This window comes from Pseudoalteromonas aurantia, assembly GCF_005886875.1.
Lineage (GTDB): Bacteria > Pseudomonadota > Gammaproteobacteria > Enterobacterales > Alteromonadaceae > Pseudoalteromonas > Pseudoalteromonas aurantia_A.
Window position 1 is genome coordinate 14,767 of the sequence record NZ_PNBY01000070.1, and the last position, 22,395, is coordinate 37,161.

15 protein-coding genes and 1 pseudogene are annotated in these 22,395 nt (G+C 41.2%); 12 read left to right on the forward strand and 4 right to left on the reverse strand.

Annotated features, from left to right (window positions below; genetic code table 11):
• Nucleotides 1-41: 41 nt before the first annotated feature.
• Nucleotides 42-869 carry a peptidoglycan DD-metalloendopeptidase family protein gene (locus tag CWC18_RS14220; protein ID WP_138675514.1) on the forward strand — a complete coding sequence of 276 codons (828 nt, stop codon included), beginning with the start codon at nucleotides 42-44 and terminating at the stop codon, nucleotides 867-869.
• Nucleotides 870-925: 56 nt separating this feature from the next.
• On the forward strand, nucleotides 926-1,906 hold the full coding sequence (rpoS, locus tag CWC18_RS14225; protein WP_138591624.1) for an RNA polymerase sigma factor RpoS: 981 nt from the start codon (nucleotides 926-928) through the stop codon (nucleotides 1,904-1,906).
• A 63-nt stretch (nucleotides 1,907-1,969) separates the two neighbouring features.
• On the opposite strand, the gene mutS is transcribed toward rpoS, so the two are convergent.
• Nucleotides 1,970-4,543, reverse strand: a complete 2,574-nt coding sequence (mutS, locus tag CWC18_RS14230) for a DNA mismatch repair protein MutS (protein WP_138675515.1) — start codon at nucleotides 4,541-4,543, stop codon at nucleotides 1,970-1,972.
• Between the two features lie 22 nt (nucleotides 4,544-4,565).
• Between mutS and CWC18_RS14235 the strand changes: the two genes are divergently transcribed.
• From CWC18_RS14235 to CWC18_RS14245, 3 genes and pseudogenes are all read left to right on the forward strand, one after another.
• Entirely contained in the window at nucleotides 4,566-5,054 is a 489-nt protein-coding gene (locus CWC18_RS14235) for a CinA family protein (protein WP_138591626.1), read from the forward strand.
• 67 nt (nucleotides 5,055-5,121) lie between these two features.
• On the forward strand, nucleotides 5,122-6,171 hold the full coding sequence (recA, locus tag CWC18_RS14240) for a recombinase RecA (protein ID WP_138591627.1): 1,050 nt from the start codon (nucleotides 5,122-5,124) through the stop codon (nucleotides 6,169-6,171).
• Nucleotides 6,172-6,468: 297 nt separating this feature from the next.
• Nucleotides 6,469-7,617: pseudogene (locus CWC18_RS14245) on the forward strand (IS3 family transposase).
• A 34-nt stretch (nucleotides 7,618-7,651) separates the two neighbouring features.
• Here CWC18_RS14245 and CWC18_RS14250 read toward each other — a convergent pair.
• Entirely contained in the window at nucleotides 7,652-8,815 is a 1,164-nt protein-coding gene (locus CWC18_RS14250; protein ID WP_138591628.1) for a DcaP family trimeric outer membrane transporter, read from the reverse strand.
• 364 nt (nucleotides 8,816-9,179) lie between these two features.
• Between CWC18_RS14250 and acs the strand changes: the two genes are divergently transcribed.
• Both acs and CWC18_RS14260 read left to right on the forward strand, forming a co-directional pair.
• Nucleotides 9,180-11,120 carry an acetate--CoA ligase gene (gene acs, locus CWC18_RS14255; protein ID WP_138591629.1) on the forward strand — a complete coding sequence of 647 codons (1,941 nt, stop codon included), beginning with the start codon at nucleotides 9,180-9,182 and terminating at the stop codon, nucleotides 11,118-11,120.
• Between the two features lie 92 nt (nucleotides 11,121-11,212).
• On the forward strand, nucleotides 11,213-11,866 hold the full coding sequence (locus CWC18_RS14260) for a response regulator transcription factor (protein WP_138591630.1): 654 nt from the start codon (nucleotides 11,213-11,215) through the stop codon (nucleotides 11,864-11,866).
• A 47-nt stretch (nucleotides 11,867-11,913) separates the two neighbouring features.
• Here the strand turns inward: CWC18_RS14260 and purU are convergent, their stop codons facing one another.
• Nucleotides 11,914-12,744 carry a formyltetrahydrofolate deformylase gene (purU, locus tag CWC18_RS14265; protein ID WP_138591631.1) on the reverse strand — a complete coding sequence of 277 codons (831 nt, stop codon included), beginning with the start codon at nucleotides 12,742-12,744 and terminating at the stop codon, nucleotides 11,914-11,916.
• Nucleotides 12,745-12,872: 128 nt separating this feature from the next.
• Entirely contained in the window at nucleotides 12,873-16,310 is a 3,438-nt protein-coding gene (locus tag CWC18_RS14270; protein ID WP_138675516.1) for a PAS domain-containing hybrid sensor histidine kinase/response regulator, read from the reverse strand.
• Nucleotides 16,311-16,685: 375 nt separating this feature from the next.
• On the opposite strand from CWC18_RS14270, the gene CWC18_RS14275 reads away from it, so the two are divergent.
• The 5 genes from CWC18_RS14275 to epd all read left to right on the forward strand — a co-directional run bounded on the left by CWC18_RS14275 (nucleotide 16,686) and on the right by epd (nucleotide 22,382).
• Nucleotides 16,686-16,949 carry a DUF4212 domain-containing protein gene (locus tag CWC18_RS14275; RefSeq protein WP_138591633.1) on the forward strand — a complete coding sequence of 88 codons (264 nt, stop codon included), beginning with the start codon at nucleotides 16,686-16,688 and terminating at the stop codon, nucleotides 16,947-16,949.
• 9 nt (nucleotides 16,950-16,958) lie between these two features.
• Complete coding sequence (locus CWC18_RS14280; RefSeq protein WP_138591634.1) at nucleotides 16,959-18,683, forward strand: sodium:solute symporter family protein; 1,725 nt, start codon at nucleotides 16,959-16,961, stop codon at nucleotides 18,681-18,683.
• Nucleotides 18,684-18,795: 112 nt separating this feature from the next.
• The gene (locus CWC18_RS14285) at nucleotides 18,796-20,634 is read left to right on the forward strand and encodes a DUF294 nucleotidyltransferase-like domain-containing protein (protein ID WP_138675517.1); all 1,839 of its coding nucleotides are present in this window, start codon (nucleotides 18,796-18,798) and stop codon (nucleotides 20,632-20,634) included.
• Nucleotides 20,631-21,263: a 3'-5' exonuclease gene (locus CWC18_RS14290; RefSeq protein WP_249348224.1), complete on the forward strand. Its 633-nt coding sequence runs from the start codon at nucleotides 20,631-20,633 to the stop codon at nucleotides 21,261-21,263. The genes CWC18_RS14285 and CWC18_RS14290 overlap by 4 nt, the downstream gene beginning before the upstream one ends.
• A gap of 105 nt (nucleotides 21,264-21,368) precedes the next feature.
• Nucleotides 21,369-22,382, forward strand: coding sequence for an erythrose-4-phosphate dehydrogenase (gene epd / locus CWC18_RS14295; RefSeq protein ID WP_138591636.1), 1,014 nt, complete (start codon nucleotides 21,369-21,371; stop codon nucleotides 22,380-22,382).
• The last annotated feature ends 13 nt before the right edge of the window (nucleotides 22,383-22,395 follow it).

Here is a 22,395-nt window from a genome sequence, read left to right on the forward strand (position 1 = left end):
TAATTTAAGCATTTATGATTATATATGGCGAACAGTAAACAATGATAAAAATGCATCTGCTAATTCTATTACTGGCTGCTTTGTTGTTGAGTGCCTGTTCTACTCGTCATAAACCAGCCCCTGTTACATCCCTAAACTCTGGTAAGACCTCTTCGACGCATAAATTTCATATTAAGAATAATCAATATAAAGTTCACAAAGGTGATACGTTATTTTCTATTGCCTTTAGTGCAAATAAAGATGTGAGGTCAGTTGCTCAGATAAATAATATAAAACCACCCTATGTGATTTATCCCGGGCAAATTATTCATTTAAAGCGTTTTGTAAATAAGAATAATAAGGTCAAAAAGCAGACAAAAAAACACAGTAACCCTAAAAATAACAAACAAAAAAGTAACAAAATACAGAAAAAAGAACTTGATAAGCCAAAACAACGGGAGTATGTTCAAAAAGAACAGAAGAGCAGTGTCAGAGTGCCTAAGCAAATGATTTCTAAAAAGGTACAGTGGCAGAGGCCAGTTTCTGGCAAGGTGATAAAACGTTTTTCTGTTAAAGATAATGGGTATAAAGGACTATTGATTGCTAATAAACATGGAACACCTGTAAAAGCTGCCGCAGCGGGCACTGTGGTTTATGCGGGAAGTGCATTAAGAGGGTATGGTAATTTAATCATTCTGAAGCACAATGATGATTATCTAAGTGCTTATGCACATAACTCGAAATTATGGGTCAAAGAGCAGCAAAAAGTTAAAGTTGGTCAAAGAATTGCCGACATAGGAAGTACAGACGCCACTGAGACTGCGCTTCGCTTTGAGATCCGTTTTAGAGGGCAAGCTGTAAACCCACTTAGGTTTTTACCTAAGGATTAAGACACTAACAGACAGTATGATGAATTTATACCATTCATTCGCTTGGGAGGATGCATATGGCTCAAACTGCAAATGTTAAGACCAAAAAAACGGAAGATTTTGAAGGAAAAAACGCTGATGTCACATTGGATGATTCTAAAACTGCGCTTTTAGAAAACATTGAAGATGAAGACATTTTCGCAAAAGACGAGATAGTAAAGAACTTAGATGCGACTCAGTTATATTTAGGTGAAATTGGTTTCTCTCCGCTGCTGAGTGCCGAAGAAGAAGTTTATTTTGCGCGCAAAGCTTTAAAAGGCTGTGAAGCTTCTCGAAAACGTATGATTGAAAGCAACTTGCGACTCGTTGTTAAAATCGCGCGAAGATACAACAATCGTGGTTTAGCGCTATTGGATCTGATCGAAGAGGGTAACTTAGGCCTAATTCGTGCTGTTGAAAAGTTTGATCCAGAGCGAGGTTTTCGATTTTCTACCTATGCAACATGGTGGATACGTCAAACGATCGAACGTGCCATAATGAACCAAACTCGTACGATCCGCCTTCCTATTCATGTTGTTAAAGAACTTAATGTATATTTACGTACGGCACGTGAGCTGACACAAAAGTTAGATCATGAACCGACGGCTGAAGAAATTGCAGAATGTTTGGATAGACCTGTAGAAGACGTTACGAAAATGCTGCGCTTAAATGAAAAAATCACCTCAGTTGATACACCAATTGGTGGTGAAAATGATAAAGCGCTGTTAGATATTATTGCTGATGAAAAAGGGCATGGCCCAGAGAATGAAGTACAGAGCAATGATATTAATAAGCACATTGTGGATTGGCTTGGTGAATTGAATCCTAAACAGCGCGAAGTGTTAGCAAGACGGTTTGGTTTACTGGGTTATGAGCCATCGACACTTGAAGATGTTGGTCGAGAAATAGGCTTGACGCGAGAGCGAGTACGCCAAATCCAAGTTGAAGCGTTACGTCGTTTAAAAGACATTTTGCAACATGAAGGGTTAAGTACAGATAGTTTATTTGAACAAGTGTAACCGTGAGCAACCTTATAATAAAAAACCACTCTGAGAGTGGTTTTTTTATAGGGAGTGTACCGGTTATAGTAATTTTTTTAGTTTATATAACATCGCATGAGCCTCTCTTGGTGACAGTTCATCTGGGTCCAGTGATTGAATGGAAAGCTCAAGTTCAGACGGTTCACTGGTTAGTGCGAGTATTTGCTGTGCTGGTGCAGCTGACTCCACGACACTTTGATGATTTTCTAACATTGTGAGCTTCTGCTTCGCCACTTTCAGTACGTCTTTTGGTACACCTGCTAGGCCTGCGACTTGTAAGCCAAAACTTTTACTCGCTGCACCATCAAGAACGGTATGCTTAAACGCAATGGTGTCGTTGTGCTCTACCGCATCGAGGTGTACGTTGACCAACTCATTTTGCTGTTCTGCTAATTCCGTGAGCTCAAAATAATGGGTGGCAAATAAAGTCTTTGCATTAATCTTACGGGATAAATAATCTGCGGTTGCGTAGGCAAGAGACAAACCATCATAGGTACTGGTTCCGCGACCTATTTCATCCATTAAAACTAAGGACTGATGCGATGCATTGTTTAAAATAGTCGCTGTTTCTGTCATTTCAACCATGAATGTTGAGCGACCTGATGCCAAATCGTCACTGGCACCAATTCGTGTAAAAATACGGTCAACTTGCCCGAGTGTTGCATGACTTGCAGGCACGTAGCTTCCTATGTGCGCCATTAGCACAATCAAAGCAGTTTGGCGCATATAAGTTGATTTACCGCCCATGTTAGGCCCTGTTATCACCAACATTTTCCGTTGTGGACTTAAATGGACAGGGTTTGCTATAAACGGATCTTTACTAACTTGTTCAACAACAGGGTGACGTCCGGCTTCAATACAAATTTCGTCAGACTCAGTTAAATGAGGTCTACAATAGTCAAGAGTTTGTGCGCGCTCAGCCAATGTATTAAGTACATCTAAGTCAGCAAGTGCAGCGGCCATAGTTTGCAGTTGTTCTAAATAAGGTGCAATAAACTCAAAGAGTTGTTCATACAACTGTTTCTCTAGAGCCAGTGCTTTGCTTTGGCTGCCGAGTACTTTGTCTTCATGCTCTTTGAGCTCAGGGATAATATAACGCTCATTATTTTTTAGTGTTTGCCTGCGGATGTACTCCACAGGAACTAAGTGTGAATTTGCGCGGCTGACTTCTATATAAAAGCCATGGACTTTGTTATAGCCAATTTTTAATGTATTGATCCCTGTGCGTTCGCGCTCGCGTTCTTCTAGTTGATCTAGTATGTCTGTGGCACCTTGGCTGAGTGATCGCCACTCATCTAGGTCGGCATTATAGCCAGTTGCTATCACGCCACCATCACGAATTAATACCGGAGGGTTATCGATGATTGCACGTTCTAGTAAATCTTGTAGCCTTGGTAAAGGGGTCGATTGTTGGCAGATTTGCGAAATGCGCGCATCGTTACAATCAGATAAAATGGTATGTAATGGCGCAAGAGCCTGTAAGGCTGAGCGTAAACGTGTTAAATCTCGTGGTCGCGCATTACACAGTGCGAGTCTCGCAACAACACGTTCAATGTCACCAATGTGTTTTAATGCATCATAAACTTCGATACTCAGTTGTGATTCGATTAAGCTTGTAATCGCAGATAAACGAGCATTGAGTTCTGAGCGGTTACGGATAGGCGTATGAATACGTCTTTTTAATAACCGAGAGCCCATTGGTGTAGAGGTTTTATCAAGTATTTGCGCAAGTGTATTATCAATGCTGCCTGATAAATTGACGGTTAATTCTAAGTTTTTACGGGTTGCGGCATCGAGGATGACCGCATGCTCGTTTTTTTCTAACGCAATAGCCCGAATATGTGGCAGTGCAGTACGTTGTGTGTCTTTAATATATTGCATAACACACCCCGCAGCGACAAGCGCCGTGTTTGCTTGTTCTACCCCAAAGCCTATCAAGTCTTTGGTGTTAAATTGTTGGCAGAGCAAATGTTTGGCTGTATCTAAGTCAAACTCCCACTCTGGGCGACGTCGGCACCCTTTAATTTGTTCAATTAAATACAAGTTTTGAAAAGACTCTGGATAGAGTAGCTCAGCAGGTTGTAACCTTTGTAATGTTGAGCTCAATGCTTCATCTGTTTGTAGCTCAACAATATTAAAGCTACCAGAGTTTATATCTAAATAAGCAAGCCCGTAATGACCTTGTTTATTTTGCCAAATACTGGCGAGTAAATTATCTTGGCGTTCTTGTAAAAGTGCTTCATCAGTGACGGTTCCAGGCGTAACAATACGTACGACTTTACGCTCTACTGGGCCCTTACTTGTTGCTGGGTCGCCAATTTGCTCACATAAAGCAACCGATTCACCCATTTGCACTAAACGAGCCAAGTAATTTTCAACGGCATGATAAGGTACACCCGCCATAGGAATTGGCGCACCACCTGCTTTACCGCGATGTGTTTGAGAAATATCTAGCAGCTGCGCGGCACGAATTGCGTCATCAAAAAATAGTTCGTAAAAATCGCCCATTCGATAGAATAATAAAATATCTTGATGTTCGACTTTGATCCTAAGATATTGCTGCATCATAGGTGTTTGTTGTTTTATAGTATGTTCAGAATATAAATCTATCGACATGCATCTACCTAAAAGGGTGAATATGGAGCTACAACAAGAGATCACGACCCTCGCTGCACAATTGGGTGCTATTTTAACGGATAAACGTCTGACAATCACTACCGCTGAATCATGTACTGGTGGCGGTATTAGTTTTGCGCTCACCGATACACCAGGGAGCTCTGCGTACGTAGACCGTTGTTTTGTGACCTATAGTAATCAAGCAAAACATGAACTGTTAGGAGTCCCCCTCCCGGTCTTAGCACAATATGGCGCGGTCAGTAAACAAACAGTGCGTGAAATGGCCCAAGGTGCAGCACACAATGCAAAAGCAGATATAGCGGTTGCTGTTTCAGGTGTTGCGGGCCCTGGCGGTGGTAGTGCAGAAAAGCCGGTTGGGTTGGTCTGGTTTGCATTTTATATTTTAGGGGATCTCGAAGTAAAAAAATGTATCTTTTCGGGGGATAGGACACAGGTTAGAATGCAAGTCATTGCTTTTGCAATAGATATTATAATTAATAAATTTAAATAGAAAATATGCTTGATACTGTGATTCCATACAGTATACTTACTCGCATTACGCAAGATTGGAGAAGCAAATGAACGATAATAAACAAAAAGCACTTGATGCTGCATTGTCACAAATTGAACGTCAGTTTGGTAAAGGTTCAATTATGAAGTTAGGTGATAGCCAAGCTTTAGATATTGAAGCTATCTCAACCGGTTCACTAGGGATAGATATTGCTTTAGGTATAGGTGGTTTACCAACAGGACGTATTGTCGAAATTTATGGTCCTGAGTCATCTGGTAAAACAACGCTTACCCTTCAAGTTATTGCTGAAGCACAAAAGAAAGGCAAAACATGTGCCTTTGTTGATGCTGAGCATGCGCTAGATCCAGTCTATGCAGAAAAACTCGGTGTAAATGTTGATGATTTATTAGTATCGCAACCAGATACAGGTGAGCAGGCACTTGAGATTTGTGACATGCTAGTTCGTTCAGGCGCAGTCGATGTTGTGATTGTAGACTCTGTTGCTGCACTTACGCCAAAAGCTGAAATTGAAGGTGACATGGGTGATCACCATGTTGGTTTACAAGCTCGCTTGATGTCACAGGCATTACGTAAATTAACTGGTAACATCAAACGCTCTAATACTTTGTGTATTTTCATTAACCAAATCCGTATGAAAATTGGTGTGATGTTTGGTAACCCAGAAACGACGACTGGTGGTAATGCATTAAAGTTCTACTCGTCCGTACGTATTGATATTCGCCGTATCGGGTCTGTAAAAGATGGTGATGAGGTCGTGGGTAACGAGACGCGTGTTAAAGTAGTTAAAAACAAAGTTGCACCACCGTTTAAGCAAGCTGAGTTCATCATTATGTATGGACAAGGTATTTCTAAACATGGCGAATTGATTGACCTAGGTGTTAAACACAAGTTAGTTGAAAAAGCCGGTGCTTGGTATAGCTATAAAGGCAGTAAAGTAGGCCAAGGTAAGTCTAATTCAATTAAATTTTTGAAAGACAACCCTGAAATCGCAAATGAGATTGAAGGTCAATTACGCGAAATGTTATTACTGCAAGCCACGATCAAACCAGAAGACGGTGAGGATCAAGGTCTTGCTGCGGTAGATGCTGAAGCATAAATTGAAATGATAGCCAGATGCAACTATATCTGGCTGCTTTGCTATATTTAGAATAATAAAAAGTGTGGCGTATAATTAATATATGCCATCCTCTGAGTCTGTAAGTAACTTTGTGTAACTGCCACCATTTACATGTAATCCGTTAAATGGTGTTCGAATTCAATCATAAAGCGATTTAAAACTGTTCGCCAATTTTTGATTGGCTTTGTCCATTTCTTAGATGCATCTATTGTTGATCTGCTTTAATCAAACAGGACACTTTAATAATGGAATATAATCCAATTATTGAGGTGTTAAATGACAAAACGAACAAACAGAAATTATACGGCTGAATTTAAGCAAGAAGCTGTGGCATTGGTAACTGGGCAAGGTTACAGCGTACCAAAAGCAGCGGCGTCTTTAGGTATCACAGATAAAATACTTTATAACTGGAAAGCTAAGTTTGAAACTGAGCAATCTGGGACCAGTTTAAGTGCAGATGAACGAACAGAGCTGTTAAGGCTGTGCAAGGAAAATAAAGAACTCAGGATGGAAAAGGAGATCTTAAAAAGGCCAGCGCCCTCCTGCTAAAGGAAACCAAGTAACGTTTAAAACCGTTAAGAAGCTCTCTTCAGTATTTCCAGTGAGTAAGCTTTGTAAAGTAATGAACGTCAGTCGCTCAGCCTATTATGCTTGGCTAAAGCGACCCGCAAAAATCATTACAGCAGAGCATTTGCATATGTATCGAAGAGCCAAAGTCATCTTCGAGCAAAGCAGAAATAGCTTGGGTTATCGAGAGCTGAAGAAGCGGTTATGCAAGGAGGGCTTTAAAGTCAGCGAATATGGCGTTAAGAAGTTAATGGCTAAGCTTGGTTTAGTTGTAACTCAGCGAGTTGCCTACAAAGTCACAACCAAGCGCAAACATAGTGATGCCGTTGCTGATAACCTGCTGGATCAGAACTTCAATCCTGTTGCACCAAGTCAGGTCTGGGCTGGTGATGTGACGTATTTAAAAACAGGGGAAGGCTGGATGTACCTAGCCATTGTTATGGACTTATATTCACGCCGCATCGTTGGCTGGCACATAGATAAGCGAATGACGACTGACTTGGTCAGCAAAGCTATGATGAAAGCTTATAACTTACGTCAGCCACCAAAAGGCTTGGTGTTTCACTCTGATAGAGGCCCACAATATACCAGTAAGCATTACCGTAAACTGCTAACCACCCACGGTATTAGAGCGAGTATGTGCGATGTTGGAGCGTGTTGGGATATGCGGTTGTTGAACGCTTCTTCGCTAGCTTAAAACACGATTGGTTGTTGAAAGCTCCTCAGCCAACACATGAGTATATGAGAGATGATGTGGCAGCGTATATGCGCTATTACAACTTAGAACGACTTCATACGGTAAATGGTGATCTGTCGCCAATTGAATATGAGCAAAGTTCCTTAAGAGAAGTGTCCTGATTTAGTTGCGCAGAACACTAAAACATAATTAGCACTAGAATGCATATTTTACTGAGAACTGTAAACGGGTGATATCTCCTTTTAAACCGCTTTGTGTTTCACGAGTACCTACTTTGTACTCAGCGCCAAAAGTAAGTTTTTTGACCGGTGAGTAAAGTAAGTTTGCACTATAGCTTATACTCGACTCCGTCGGATCGCCAGAGATCGGTAGTAGGTTAGTGTCATTGTCGGCAGAAAAGAAGGAATATAAGAACGTTGAGCGAAACTGGCTGTTCCAGTGGTGCTGATAGCCAATAAAGCCAGATGTTGAATCGATGGCGTGTAACTCATTACCATCATAAACACCTCCGTTGGCAACGTTTAGGCCTATATAACGGCCAAGACCTTTACCTTGTGTCAGCATAAATTTAAGGTTGTTCTTACCAAAGTTCACTCTACCTGATGCACTAATACCAAACGATGTTTCACTCTCATCGGCTGCACCTGTTTTATAGGTTAGCTGACGAGCTAGTGCGCTGACTACAACATTCCCCCAATCGCCTTTATGGGTATAACGCGCTGTAAAGTCGGGCATACTTGCGTCATCGGTTACAACTCGACCTTGCTGCGCGGTTGTGATTGTGCTTTCTGGGTTTTCAGCAGAAAAAGACCAATTACCCACCGCATATTTGACCATTGCTTGACGCACAAACACAGTGCCTTCACCAGGTCCAACAAAGTCTAATGTTTCAGGCAATGCACCGACATTTTGAAAATTTGACCATGCTTGACCAAATAACCATCCTTTGTAGGTGATAAACGCTTGTCTTAGACGAGGTGAATAAGAGTTACTTACTCGTTCATTACCACCGCCTGTGACAATAAAGTCTAATTCGATTTTTGTTTTGATATCACTGCCATCAGCTAGCTTAGTCGCCGTCGAAAAGTTAAATCGTGATTGACGTGCGTGCATGTCGAACACCGCATCTTCAGCGCTGCTTGCCGATACTGGCGTCGTGCCCGGAACGTAAAAGTCCCTACCTATATGGGAGCTAGGCAATGTGCCATCAGAGAAGTCACTCCACATAGCATCTAACTTTACATACCCACCATAATTTACTTTGGTGTCACCAATTGTTGCAGCGTAACTCGGAGCGCTTAAGGCTGCTGAAACGGCAATTGCTGTAAGGGTTTTTATTGCGAAATACTTTATTGTCATAATTTTTGTTCCTTATAGCCACGTTGAATAGGCAACGATTATTGAATAGGGTCATCATCACTTTCGATTAAGCATGAATTTTACTCAATTACCTATTGGTCTATGAGACTAAGGTGGCACGAATGAGAAGTTGGAAAGAGTTGTATTGGTATTGGGTATAATTTATATCATGTAAAATTATGTTATTTCATGATTTTATGATGTTAACCATCTGATTGTACTGTTTAATTCAATAAGAATGCTGCTTGCTCAAAATTACAACTCTTTTCGGGCCATATACAACTAAGGTCTAATACTCTCCTGTGCGCAGCTGAGTGATCCTTGATGAAAGCCTTTCGGCAAGTAATTTACCATGGAGATGACTATGTCACAGAGCATTTATCCTGTTCCTGAAAAAATCAAGAACGCCGCACTTATTGATAATGACCAATACAACGAAATGTATAAGCAATCGATAGAGGATCCGCACGGTTTTTGGGCTAAGCATGGACAGCGCCTAGACTGGTCGACATCCTACACCAAAGTAAAGAACACGTCTTTTGATAAAGGTCATATTGATATCAAGTGGTTCGAAGATGGACAACTCAATGCTTCTTTCAACTGTATTGACCGTCATTTAGCAGACAAAGCTGACAAGGTTGCGCTGATCTGGGAAGGCGACAACCCAGAGCATGGTGAAAATATTACTTATCAACAGCTACATGATGAAGTGGCAAAGCTCGCAAATGGTTTAAAAAAATTAGGAATTGAAAAAGGCGATCGCGTGGCGATATATATGCCAATGACACCACAAGCTGTATATGCTATGCAAGCTTGTGCACGAGTAGGGGCGGTACACTCAGTGGTATTTGGTGGCTTCTCTCCATCTGCAATTGCAGACCGGATCAAAGATTCTGGTGCAAAAGTGGTCATTACCTCAGATGAAGGACGCCGTGGCGGCAATGCTGTTCCATTAAAAGCAAATGTTGATGAAGCTGTTGCACAAGAGAGTGTTACCAGTGTAGAGCATGTAATTGTACATCAGCTAACAGGGGGAGAGGTCGAGTGGAACGCACATGATATATGGTGGCATGATCTGATTAGCGACTTGCCAGCGACATGCGAACCAACCCCCATGAATGCTGAAGATCCTTTGTTTATATTATATACCTCAGGCTCTACCGGCCAGCCTAAAGGCGTTGTTCATACAACTGGGGGCTATTTAGTCTATTCATCAATGACCCATGAATATGTTTTCGACCTAAAAGCAGAGGATGTCTATTGGTGTAGTGCGGATGTAGGTTGGATCACTGGCCACAGTTATATCGCCTATGGCCCGCTTGTTAATGGGTGTACTCAAGTTATATTTGAAGGCGTGCCTACTTATCCAACAGCTGGTCGTATGGGTGAAATAGTTGATAAGCATAACGTTACTATTTTATACACGGCACCAACGGCTATTCGTGCACTCATGGCCAAAGGCGATGAACCAACGGCAACATCAAATCGCTCAAGCTTACGTATTTTAGGCTCAGTGGGTGAACCCATTAACCCTGAAGCATGGAGTTGGTATTACGAAAGTATTGGTAATGGTACATGCCCAATCGTAGATACTTGGTGGCAAACGGAGACCGGCGGCATCATGATCACACCATTGCCAGGTGCGACAGATATGAAACCAGGCTCAGCGACTCGACCTTTCTTTGGTATTGCACCAGCACTGTTTGATGCTCAAGGTGACACACTCGAAGGCGCAACGGATGGTAACTTGGTTATCCTAGATTCGTGGCCATCTCAGGCTCGTACGGTCTATGGTGATCATGAACGTTTTGAGCAAACTTATTTCTCTGCATATCCTGGAGTTTACTTTACAGGTGATGGCTGTCGTCGTGATGAAGATGGTTATTACTGGATCACAGGGCGCGTAGATGATGTACTGAACGTGTCAGGTCACCGTCTTGGAACTGCGGAAATAGAAAGTGCGCTCGTGGCACATGAAGCGGTAGCTGAAGCGGCTGTTGTTGGTTACCCTCATGAGATCAAGGGACAAGGTATTTATGTTTATGTCACGCCAAATGAAGGCATTGAGGTGAGCGATGCGTTGACAAAAGAAGTCAGAAACTGGGTTCGTAAGGAATTAAGTCCAATAGCATCACCGGATATGATCCAATGGTCACCTGGCTTGCCTAAGACACGTTCAGGAAAAATTATGCGTCGCATTTTACGTAAGATCGCAGCAAATGAGTATCAACAGCTGGGAGATACCTCTACGTTAGCAGATCCGAGTGTGGTAGATGAATTGATTGAAAACAGGTTGAATCGTTAATATTGCGTTAAAAACTTGAATTTCATTGGATTCTAACCGTACTATATCGGCTGTCCTCTCTTAGATGACAGCCGAAATTTTAGGAGTAAAGCATGAATCAGTTTTTAATCGCGGATGATCACCCTTTATTTAGGGAGGCTTTGAAAGGCGCACTTCAAACTCAATTTGAAGGTTTAGAGGTTTTTGAGTCGGAAAACTTCGAGACAACGTTATCAGTTTTATCCTCTCAGGAAGAGTTAGATTTACTCTTGTTAGACTTACATATGCCCGGTAGTGGAGATTTGTATGGTTTGATCCGAATAAGAGAAGACTATCCCTGTTTACCTATTGTCGTTATTTCAGGCAGCGAAGACTTGACCATCATTTCAAAAGTGATGGGTTATGGTGCTATGGGCTTTATTCCTAAAGCATCTTCATCACAGGATATTGCTCGAGCAATTGCGCATGTACTCGAAGGAGATAGTTGGTTACCGGTATCAATTAAAGACAAAGTGTCAGGGTTAGAAATAGAAGACAAAGAAGTTGCGCAACAGGTTGCTTCACTGACACCTCAGCAGTATAAAGTACTGCGTTATTTACATGAAGGCTTGTTGAATAAACAAATTGCGTTTGAGTTGCACATATCAGAAGCCACAGTAAAAGCACATATTACGGCTATCTTCAGAAAGTTAGGTGTTTATAATCGAACTCAAGCAGTATTAATTGCGTCAAAGTTGCAGCTTGAACCTGTTGAAGCCATGTCGTAAAAACGTAAGCAACGAAGTGTCATAATCGCACTTCATTGCCAATTTATTTAGCTAAAAACGACAGTTTTGTTGTCGTTGATAAACACTTTGTGCTCCGATGCTAATTGAAGTGCTTTACAAAATACTGTTTTCTCGATGTCTCGTCCCATCTTTGCCATTGCTTGTGCTGTATCAGCATGACTAACTTGAGTCACATTTTGTGCAATGATTGGCCCTTCATCTAGCTCATCGTTAACAAAGTGTGCCGTTGCGCCAATGATTTTAACTCCTCTTTCAAATGCTTGATGATAGGGCTTTGCACCAATAAACGCCGGAAGAAATGAGTGGTGAATGTTGATAATTCTATTATTAAAGCGTGCGACAAACTCAGGGCTAAGAATACGCATATATTTTGCTAAGCCGATGATGTCTGGTTTGTAACTTTCAACTAAGTCGCCAACAGCTTTATCATGCTCGGCTCGCGAAAGCCCTTCGTGTGAGATAAAGTGATAAGGTACGCCAAACCCTTCAACCAATGGCGCTAAGTCTGGGTAATTGGCTACTACAGCGAGTATTTCAATATTTAGCGCTTGCTCGAATTGCTTTAATAGCACTCCACCCAGGCAGTGTGCTTCTTTTGTAGCAAGTAGCACAACCTTGGTTTTTTCTTCCCCATGCATGGTGACTTTTGCCCCAGAGGGCAATTGTTGACGTAGCTGTGTCAAAAAGTTATCGCTAGGTTGCCCGGTTAATTCTGTGCGCATGAAAAATCGTTGGCCTGCGGTATCTACAAATTCATTATTGCGTGTAATATTTAAGGTGTGTTCGAAACACAAGTTAGTTATTTTGGCGATGAGACCTACATCATCAGTGCATTCTGTTGTTAAAATATAATTCATTTTTCCTCATTCCTATATGAATAATCCCCCTCTACTTTAAAAGTAAACGCGGTATTTGGGAATGTTAATTTCTCATAGAGTGCATACTATTAATTTTTTATTTTCCAATATTTTATATTTTTGAGTCCTTAATGTTGATGTATTAATAATGCCCTGAGTTTTGCGGGTTTTATGGGTTTAGATAAATAATGAATATTGAGCGCTTTAGTTTGGGTTTTTAGCTGAGGATCGCGCATTGCGGTGATTAAAACAGCTGGTACTTGGCTTTGCCAAATTTCACGTAAGGTTTTGATGAGTGTGATGCCATCACAGTCAACTCCGAGTTGGTAATCCATCAAAATCATATCAGGCGCTTTATTTTCTTGTGCATACGTTAATGCCTCATTCATATTAATGAATAATTGGTAATTTGCTTGCCACTTATCTAACAAACTAGCCATGGCTGATAAGTTCTTAGGGTCATCGTCAACCGCAATGAGTGACAACTTGCGCTTATTATCGCTGTTGCTCTGTAATAATGTTTGTTTATCGGATCTGTGTGGTGCTAGTGCTGAATCACCATACGGAACTTCAATACTAAAACGGCTCCCTTTGTTTTGAATAGAGCGAACATCAAGTGTAACTGATAATAAATCACAGAGCCGTTTAACCACACTCAGTCCAAGTCCAACACCTTTATTATCGTCATTCTTTACACGATAAAAGTCATTAAAAATCTTTTTTTGCTCATACTCACTGATGCCAGCCCCTGTGTCCCACACTTCTATGCGTAAATTATGCTTACGTGCACGACAGGCCACCAGTACTTTACCTGTATCTGTGTATTTCACTGCATTTGACACTAAATTTTGAATAATTCGGCGTAAGTAAGTGGTATCACTGTGTACTATATGGTGGGCACTACGCACCGCCAGGATCAGCCCTTTTTCTTTTGAGAGCATTGCATACTCGTTTGCAAGTGGATTTAAAATATCGTCAATATCAAAATGGCGTGGTGAGGGCTTCATAGCGCCTTGTTCAAGTTTAGCTATATCAAGGAGTGCTGACATAAGGTGCACCGTTGAATCTAAGCTATCACCCAGTTTGTTAAAGTTTCCCTGATCTTGAGGGGTTAGGGCTTGCTCGTTGATAGCGGCGAGATAGAGTCTTGCTGCATTGAGTGGTTGTAAAATATCGTGACTGGCCAGCGCCAGGAAACGTGTTTTACTATCATTGGCCATTTCAGCGTCTTTTTTAGCATTAATGAGTGCCTGCTCGGTTTCAATTCGACTGGCTATTTGTGATTCTAAATCGGTGTTAATGGTTCTGATCTCTTGAGTCCGAGCTTCTATACGGTTTTCGAGATCCATATTGATTTCTTCAAGCGCATTTTGTGTGGCGATATGCATGGTTATGTCAGAAAAGCTGGTAACAAACCCTCCTTCAGGTAACGGGTTACCTATCATTTCATATACTTGCCCATCACGACGATGACGAATAAAGTGATGAGATGTACCATTACGTAAGTGTTGGACTCGCTTCTCCACTTGGCGCTCTATTTCACCTGGTCCACATTCTCCGCGATTGGCATTAAAGCGGATCACTTTCTCAATGGGTAAGCCAACATCAAGAAAACCTTCGGGATAATTAAACATTTCACTGTAGCGTTTATTCCAAGCAACCAGTTTTAGATCTTTATCAACAACAGAAATACCATGACTTAGGTTTTCTAAAGAAGTATAGAGTAAATTTTGATTAAATTGCAGAGCTTGTGTTGTTTCATCAAAGAAGTTAACGACTTCTTCAAATGCCATTTGTCTGCCTGAGGCAACGGTATGAATTAAAGCTTGAGCAGATGAGGCGCCTAAAACACCGGTAAGAGAACGCTCACAATAAGCGATAAATTCAGGTGTTGGATAGGCATTATTGTCATCAATATCGTGGCTTAATGAATAATGACCAAGTAATTGATTAGAGCGCTGCACGCCTAAAAAGGTTTGCAATAACACTTTAAAGTCATACACGCTGGCTTTGACATTTTTGTTTAATCTTTTGGCTAATGTGGCTTGTTCTTTGGGATTTACAAAAGCCGCTGCCTGAATTTTATCAATTAACCGTTCATGGGCAGCCAAAGAAAAGCTAATGTAGCAACAAACATTTGCACACAGAGCGATGAGTGTACCTTGAGTGATAATGCTTTGACGGGCGTCATAGCTCATTATTGCACCGGCTTCGAGTACCGGAAGCATAAGAAACACTATCCAACAGACTAAACCTGCAAACAATCCAGCATATACACCATACGCATGGCCTTTACGCCAATACAGGCCAAAAACAATGGCAGGAAGAAGCTGTGTGACAAGAGAAAAAGCGACTAACCCCATGTTGGCCAGAGCTTCTCCATGACCAAACCATTGCTGATATAAATAGGCCAATAGTAAAATAGCAGCGATGATAAAGCGTCGAATTAACAGTATCTGAGATTTATAGTTTTTGGTTAATGGGTTATATCTAAATTTACGTTTGATAAGTAATGGTAGTACCACATCGTTTGATAGCATGGTGCTTAGTGTAAGGGTTGCAACGACGATCATGGCAGTTGCAGCAGATAGCCCGCCAATAAACACAAAGGTGGTAATGATTGAATGACCATGCATAAGGGGCAAAGCTAATACAAAGCTATCAGCAGTAACACCTAAACCAATATTTGGGTGTATGGCCGCAGTGGCGATGGGAATGATCATTGCGGCGGTTAGTAACAGATAAAGTGGAAATGCCCAACGCGCAGTGTGTAAATGACGTCTGTCTTGATTGTCGACTACGGTGACGTGAAATTGGCGAGGTAAACATATAATGGCTGCAGCTGCCATAAGTGACTGACCAATGAAGTTAAAGTTAAATAATTCAAAACCTTGCCAATGCGTGCTCAGTGACAATAGCGTGTCTGGTTGTTTATAGAGTGAGATTAATGCCAGCGTTGCCACTGCGGCCAAGGCCAATAGTTTAATTAATGATTCAAATGCGACGGCCAGCATTAAGCCGGAACGATATTCGGTAACATCCACTTTTCGCGTGCCAAAAAATATGGCGAATAATGCCATGATGAGTGTACCTGTGAGCGCCAATATAGTGCCAGATACTTTTTCGTCTTGTTGTAATAATAAAAAACTACTGCTCAATGCTTTGAGTTGTAATGCAATATAAGGAATTGTAGCCAGTAATGCGATGAGCGTAACCATAATGGCTGTGGCTTGGCGTTTTCCGTAACGAGCCGAAATGAAATCGGCAATGGTAGTAATGTTTTGTTTTTTGCTCACCAATACCAGTTTTCGCAAAAAACCATGGGCAAATAAGAAAAGAATAGCAGGGCCTAATAAAATAGGTAAATAGTGCCAACTGCTGGTTGCGGCAGTACCCACAGCACCATAGTAAGTCCATGAGGTACAGTAAATTCCCAGAGAAAGAGCATAAACGTATGGGTGATGGCTTATTCTTAGCGCATTGGGGGTCGTTTTATCACCCCAATTCGCTATCCAAAACAAAATCCCGATATAACACAAGGCGACAAATGTTAAAGCTACAGTCATGGTTTTTCTTATTGTTTGCTGGTATTTCTACCATAACATATTTGTCTAATATGTCGTCATATTGATTATGGTTATTTGTTTGTAGCTTTATGTTTTATATGACTTATTTCAATTTTTGTGTCGTATTTTAGACTAATGTCTTATAAATAGTGTTTTCATTAAATCATCAATACTGCCGTGTACACAAAAGAACATAATTCTATGTTAAATATGGTGTTTTTTGTTTTCTGTTTTGGCTCAAATTCCAGTTTACGTAAACGTAATCATTAAGTTAAGACTAAGGTCTCAATTTCATATTGCAATGACGTTGCTAAGGTAAATAGTGACAATTAACACCAATACGGCTCAATCGTGAGCAAGTGAAAGGGGATAAAAATGGCTTTTAAAGACGAAGAACAAGCAAAAGCATACTGGTCAGAAAATCTCGCTCTGATGTTTAAGTTATTGGCAATTTGGTTTGTTGTGTCATTTGGTTTTGGCATTTTATTGGTCGACGTACTGAATGATGTACGTTTTTTTGGTTTTAAACTGGGTTTTTGGTTTTCACAGCAAGGCGCAATTTATACGTTTGTTGCTTTGATTTTTGTCTACGTATTCAAAATGAATTCATTAGATAAAAAATATGGCGTAGATGAGTAGGGGTATAAAATGGACGTACAAAATCTTACATTTATTATTGTTGGTTTAAGTTTTGCACTTTATATCGGCATCGCAATTTGGGCGCGAGCAGGCTCTACCAATGAATTTTATGTCGCTGGCGGCGGCGTACCCCCATTTGCTAATGGTATGGCGACGGCGGCAGACTGGATGAGTGCAGCATCATTTATTTCTATGGCTGGGATCATTTCTTTTGCCGGATACGATGGTGGTGTTTATTTGATGGGCTGGACGGGTGGCTATGTACTGCTGGCTTTATGTTTAGCGCCATATTTAAGAAAGTTTGGTAAGTTTACGGTGCCTGATTTCATCGGTGATCGTTATTATTCACAAGTGGCTCGAATCGTTGCTATTTTATGTGCCATCTTTATTTGCTTCACGTATATCGCAGGGCAAATGCGAGGCGTGGGTGTGGTCTTTTCTAGATTCTTAGAAGTTGATATCGAAACGGGCGTTTACATTGGTATGGTTATTGTCTTCTTTTATGCTGTATTAGGTGGCATGAAGGGGATCACCTATACGCAAGTGGCACAATATTGTGTATTAGTATTTGCCTACTTGGTACCGGCTATTTTTATCTCGTTGATGATGACTGGGCACTTCTTACCACAAACGGGTTTTGGCGCGACATTGGCAGATGGCTCCGGTATGTATGTACTCGATAAGTTGGATGGACTCAGTGCTGAACTCGGTTTTGCGCAATATACCGAAGGATCCAAAAGCATGATTGATGTATTCGCGATCACAGCAGCATTAATGGTCGGAACAGCTGGTTTACCGCACGTTATTGTTCGTTTCTTCACGGTTCCGAAAGTCAAAGATACGCGGATCTCAGCAGCATGGACATTGGTTTTTATTGCTATTGTTTACACCACAGCGCCTGCTGTTGCCTCGTTTGCACGAGTAAATATGGTAGATACGATTAATGGTAAAGATGGCAGCGGTACACTCTATAGTGAAGCGCCACAGTGGGTAAAAAACTGGGAAAGAACTGGGTTAATTACTTTTGAAGATAAAAATGGTGACGGAAAAATGTCTTATTCGGCAGGTAAGCTAAGTGATCCAAATAGCGCCAATGAGGTGAAAATTGACCGTGATATTATGGTATTAGCTAACCCTGAAATTGCAGATTTACCAGCGTGGGTTATTGCTTTGGTTGCCGCTGGAGGGATTGCCGCTGCACTGTCTACGACTGCGGGGCTGCTATTGGTGATCTCTACATCCGTGTCTCATGATTTACTAAAACGGACTTTAAAACCTGATATCAATGATAAGCAAGAGCTATTAGCTGCGAGGCTTGCTGCGATGATAGCGATTGTGATTTCTGCTTACTTTGGGATTAATCCGCCCGGATTTGTTGCTTCAGTGGTTGCCTTCGCATTTGGTCTTGCTGCAGCAAGTTTCTTCCCTGCGATCATTATGGGGATTTTCTCAAAGCGCATGAACAAAGAAGGCGCAATTGCTGGCATGGTAACAGGTATTACCTTTACCGCGACGTATATCATTTACTTCAAATTTGTAAGCCCGGATCTCAACTCAGCAGAGAACTGGTTGTTTGGTATTTCACCTGAAGGGATCGGTATTGTTGGTATGATTGTGAATTTTGCGGTGGCTGCGGTAGTACTTAAGCTAACAGCTGACACACCAAAAGAAGTACAAGATATGGTCGAAAGCATTCGTAACCCGAAGGGATCATTCGCGGCACAGGCACACTAACTCCGCTTGGGAATTGTTAGCCCAGCCTACTGGGCTAACAATTTATAGCAAAGCGTGTTGTGACCTCACTGTACATACTTTGCTATAAATTGTCTTTTTTCAGGATCATATTATGACTGCTCATGTACAGGATGTCATGGCATTTACGCATAAACAAATGCCGTTCAGTCACCTTCCATCTGCTGCTTGCGCGTATTTTTCAAACCATTTAAGTGTGATATATGTGACGTATGAAACGCAAGGGGAGTGGCTAAATCAAACAGAAGTGAATCTGTATTTAGTGCGTTCTGGCACATTTGATTTGGTATCGTCGCAAGGAGAGGTAGTGGTCCGGTTAGCAGAAGGAGATTACTTTGGTTTTCCTTCACTGTTGAGCGGCGATAAAATTAGTAATCGGTTACAAGTGGCAACCCCTGGTTTGGTATACGTTTTGGGTCAACATGATTTTGACTATTTACGTAGAGAGTATAAAGAGTTTGAACAGCACTTTGTGAGGGCGCACACTAATCGTTTATTAAGTACACATTATCAGTCTAGAAGTAGGAATTGGTCAGAATATAAAGTGAATGAGATGATGTCTGCGCAGGTGATCACATCAAATATGCAGATAAGTATTACTGAGGCGGCAAGAGTTATGTCACGCCACGGTATTTCATCTTTGATCATTACGGATGGAAGTGAGTTATTGGGGCTGATCACGGATAGAGATTTAAGAAATCGTGTGCTGGCTGTTGGGTTTGATCCTAGCTTACCAGTACAGACGATTATGACAGAAAAGCCAAAGTTTATTTTTGAACATAATCGTGTATTTTCTGCACTTCAGTTAATGTTGAAGCATAATATACATCACTTACCTGTATTAGATGAAGAGTACACCCCCAAAGGAATGATCACCAGTACGGACTTACTTAAACTACAAAAAAGTGATCCGGTACAACTCATTAATCAAATTTATAAAGCTCGCAGTGTACTGGAAGTAAAACGCTGTGCGAGTGAACTCCCTGAATTGCTCAAAAAGTTTTCTAACAAAATCGATGATATTTCAACCATAGGTAAAATACTAAGTGGTGTGACAGATGCATTAACGACTCGCTTAATTCAGTTATATCAAGCGGAGCATGGCATTGCGCCTTGCGACTTTTGTTGGGTATGTTTTGGCTCACAAGCCAGGGAAGAGCAAACATTACATTCAGATCAAGACAATGGCTTAGTGCTTGAAGAGGCGGTAACAGACGAACAACTTGTATATTTTGCCCGCTTAGGTGCGTATGTCTGTGAACATCTTGTCGAGTGTGGCATAAGGCGCTGCCCAGGTAATATAATGGCTAGTAATGAAGCGTGCAGAGGCACGGTGACACAGTGGATTGATCGCTTTTATAATTGGATTAGTTCTCCTACACCTAAAGCCATGCTCAATTGCAAAATATACTTTGATCTGCGATTAATTGATGGATCTGCATCGCTGTTTCGAGATTTATGCGCGCAGTTAGATCAGATCTGCAAAGATGATCTTTTTTATGCGACGATGGCGACTGACATAAACACGAATTCTGTGCCGATTGGTTTATTTCATCAATTTAAACTTGAAAAAGGGACTGTGGATCATAAATACTTGGATCTTAAACGTCGAGGTGTGGTGATCATTAATGATCTGGTTCGCTTATACGCTTTAAAAGCGGGTGTATTAAAAGCAAATACACTTGAGAGGCTTGATGCGTTGTTACAATTTAGCGTATTGAGTAAAAGAGATATTTTTGATTTGAAAGACTGTTGGCGCTACCTCACACAACTGCGTTTAAAAACACAAATAGATCGAGATGGACTCCCGAGCAACTGTATCGATCCACAAGCGCTTACTTCTTTGCAAAAACATCAGCTTAAAGAAGCTTTTTTCTTAATAAAGCAGGCTCAACAGGCGAGTGTATTTAAATTTGCTCGGGGGAGTTTATGATGGGGGTGTGTAAGTGGTTACATTCGCAATGGGTATCGTGGCAATTGAAGCAAAGCTACTTTGATCAACATGAGTATGTGATTGTAGATCTTGAGTTAACTGGCTTAGAGCCAAAAAAACATGAGATTGTGTCTGCTGGCTGGGTGACGATGCAATCGTTAAAAATAAACTTAAACACGGCGGGGTATATGTTAAATAGTGATGTGAATAGCTTACTGCAAAGTCCGATTTATCATGGGGTAGACAATACACAATTAACCGCACAAGGCGCACCTTTAAGTACATTAGTTGACACGTTTGCTGAGGCCTTAAATGACCGGATTTTGGTTTGTCACAATGCACAACTTGATTGGGCGTTTATTCAACATGTTGCAAGCGCTGAGCAGAAAGTGATTCAACCAAAAGCAATTGTCGATACTTTAAAAATTGAAAAGCACCGTTTATTAGTACAAGGAAAACACCTAAAGCAGAGTGATTTAACTCTTGCTGCGTGTCGTGAACGCTATGCTTTACCAGCCCACTATGAGCACAATGCATTAAGCGATGCCTTAGCAACTGCGGAGCTATTATTGGCACAATATCATACGATGAATATGGGCAATCGTGAAAAACTCAGTGCAATAATGTAAAAAATGTTGTTTTTCTCTTAGACATTTTTCTTTGGTCGATTACAATAGCGCCATCTTAAAGGGGAACATCCCTTCTTCTATACTAAAGGCTGGATTTTCAATTCAATGGCAATCAAACTGGCTATTAATGGTTTTGGTCGTATAGGACGTAATATTGTACGTTCGCTGTACGAATCTGGACGCCAGCACGAGATTCAAATCGTTGCGGTAAATGAACTTGCAAATCCAAAAGGGGTTGCACACTTACTCAAATACGATACAGCTCATGGTCGGTTTGCATTCGATGTAGATTATCAAGCACCTAATCTCACCGTCGCGGGTGATAATATTCAATTATTTTCTGAGCCTGATCCGAGCAACCTTCCTTGGGAAGCACTCGATATTGATGTGGTTTTAGAATGTACCGGTGTTTTTCATTCTCGCCAAGACGCTGATGTACATTTAAAAGCGGGTGCTAAAAAAGTACTATTTTCACAACCTGCAGATGCCGATGTTGATGCGACAATTGTCTATGGTATTAATGACGAAGAGCTGTCTTTTACCGATACCATAGTATCGAATGGGTCGTGCACAACAAACTGTATTGTTCCAGTGATTAAAGTCTTAGATGACGCATTTGGCATTGAGTCAGGTGCAATCACGACGATCCATGCTTCAATGCATGACCAGCAAGTGATTGATGCTTATCATAGCGATTTGCGTAGAACACGAGCTGCGAGTCAGTCGATTATTCCGGTTGATACAAAGTTGGCTCGGGGTATTGAACGTATATTACCTAAGTTTCATGGCCGTTTTGAAGCGATAGCGGTGAGAGTACCGACAATTAATGTGACCGCGATGGATTTAAGCGTGACGGTGAATCAAGATGTTGATTTAAGCTCTATAAATCAGATATTAAGTAAAGCTTCAGGTGGCCGCTTAGACGGCATCTTAAGCTACACCGAAGAGCCGTTGGTCTCGGTTGATTTTAATCATGATCCACATTCTTGTATTATTGATGGCACGCAGACACGTGTTAGTCACAAAAGGCTCGTAAAGTTATTAGTTTGGTGTGATAACGAGTGGGGGTTTGCTAACCGAATGCTCGACACATCAGTAGCCATGATGGCTGCCAAATAATAGTTTATAATCA

Coding starts and splice junctions, on each gene's coding strand:
- acs (WP_138591629.1), top strand. CDS start 9,180: ATGTCACAGAGCATTTATCCTGTTCCTGAAAAAATCAAGAACGCCGCA.
- CWC18_RS14260 (WP_138591630.1), top strand. CDS start 11,213: ATGAATCAGTTTTTAATCGCGGATGATCACCCTTTATTTAGGGAGGCT.
- recA (WP_138591627.1), top strand. CDS start 5,122: ATGAACGATAATAAACAAAAAGCACTTGATGCTGCATTGTCACAAATT.
- purU (WP_138591631.1), bottom strand. CDS start 12,744: ATGAATTATATTTTAACAACAGAATGCACTGATGATGTAGGTCTCATC.
- CWC18_RS14290 (WP_249348224.1), top strand. CDS start 20,631: ATGATGGGGGTGTGTAAGTGGTTACATTCGCAATGGGTATCGTGGCAA.
- CWC18_RS14250 (WP_138591628.1), bottom strand. CDS start 8,815: ATGACAATAAAGTATTTCGCAATAAAAACCCTTACAGCAATTGCCGTT.
- epd (WP_138591636.1), top strand. CDS start 21,369: ATGGCAATCAAACTGGCTATTAATGGTTTTGGTCGTATAGGACGTAAT.
- rpoS (WP_138591624.1), top strand. CDS start 926: ATGGCTCAAACTGCAAATGTTAAGACCAAAAAAACGGAAGATTTTGAA.
- CWC18_RS14280 (WP_138591634.1), top strand. CDS start 16,959: ATGGACGTACAAAATCTTACATTTATTATTGTTGGTTTAAGTTTTGCA.
- mutS (WP_138675515.1), bottom strand. CDS start 4,543: ATGTCGATAGATTTATATTCTGAACATACTATAAAACAACAAACACCT.
- CWC18_RS14220 (WP_138675514.1), top strand. CDS start 42: ATGATAAAAATGCATCTGCTAATTCTATTACTGGCTGCTTTGTTGTTG.
- CWC18_RS14285 (WP_138675517.1), top strand. CDS start 18,796: ATGACTGCTCATGTACAGGATGTCATGGCATTTACGCATAAACAAATG.
- CWC18_RS14275 (WP_138591633.1), top strand. CDS start 16,686: ATGGCTTTTAAAGACGAAGAACAAGCAAAAGCATACTGGTCAGAAAAT.
- CWC18_RS14235 (WP_138591626.1), top strand. CDS start 4,566: ATGGAGCTACAACAAGAGATCACGACCCTCGCTGCACAATTGGGTGCT.
- CWC18_RS14270 (WP_138675516.1), bottom strand. CDS start 16,310: ATGACTGTAGCTTTAACATTTGTCGCCTTGTGTTATATCGGGATTTTG.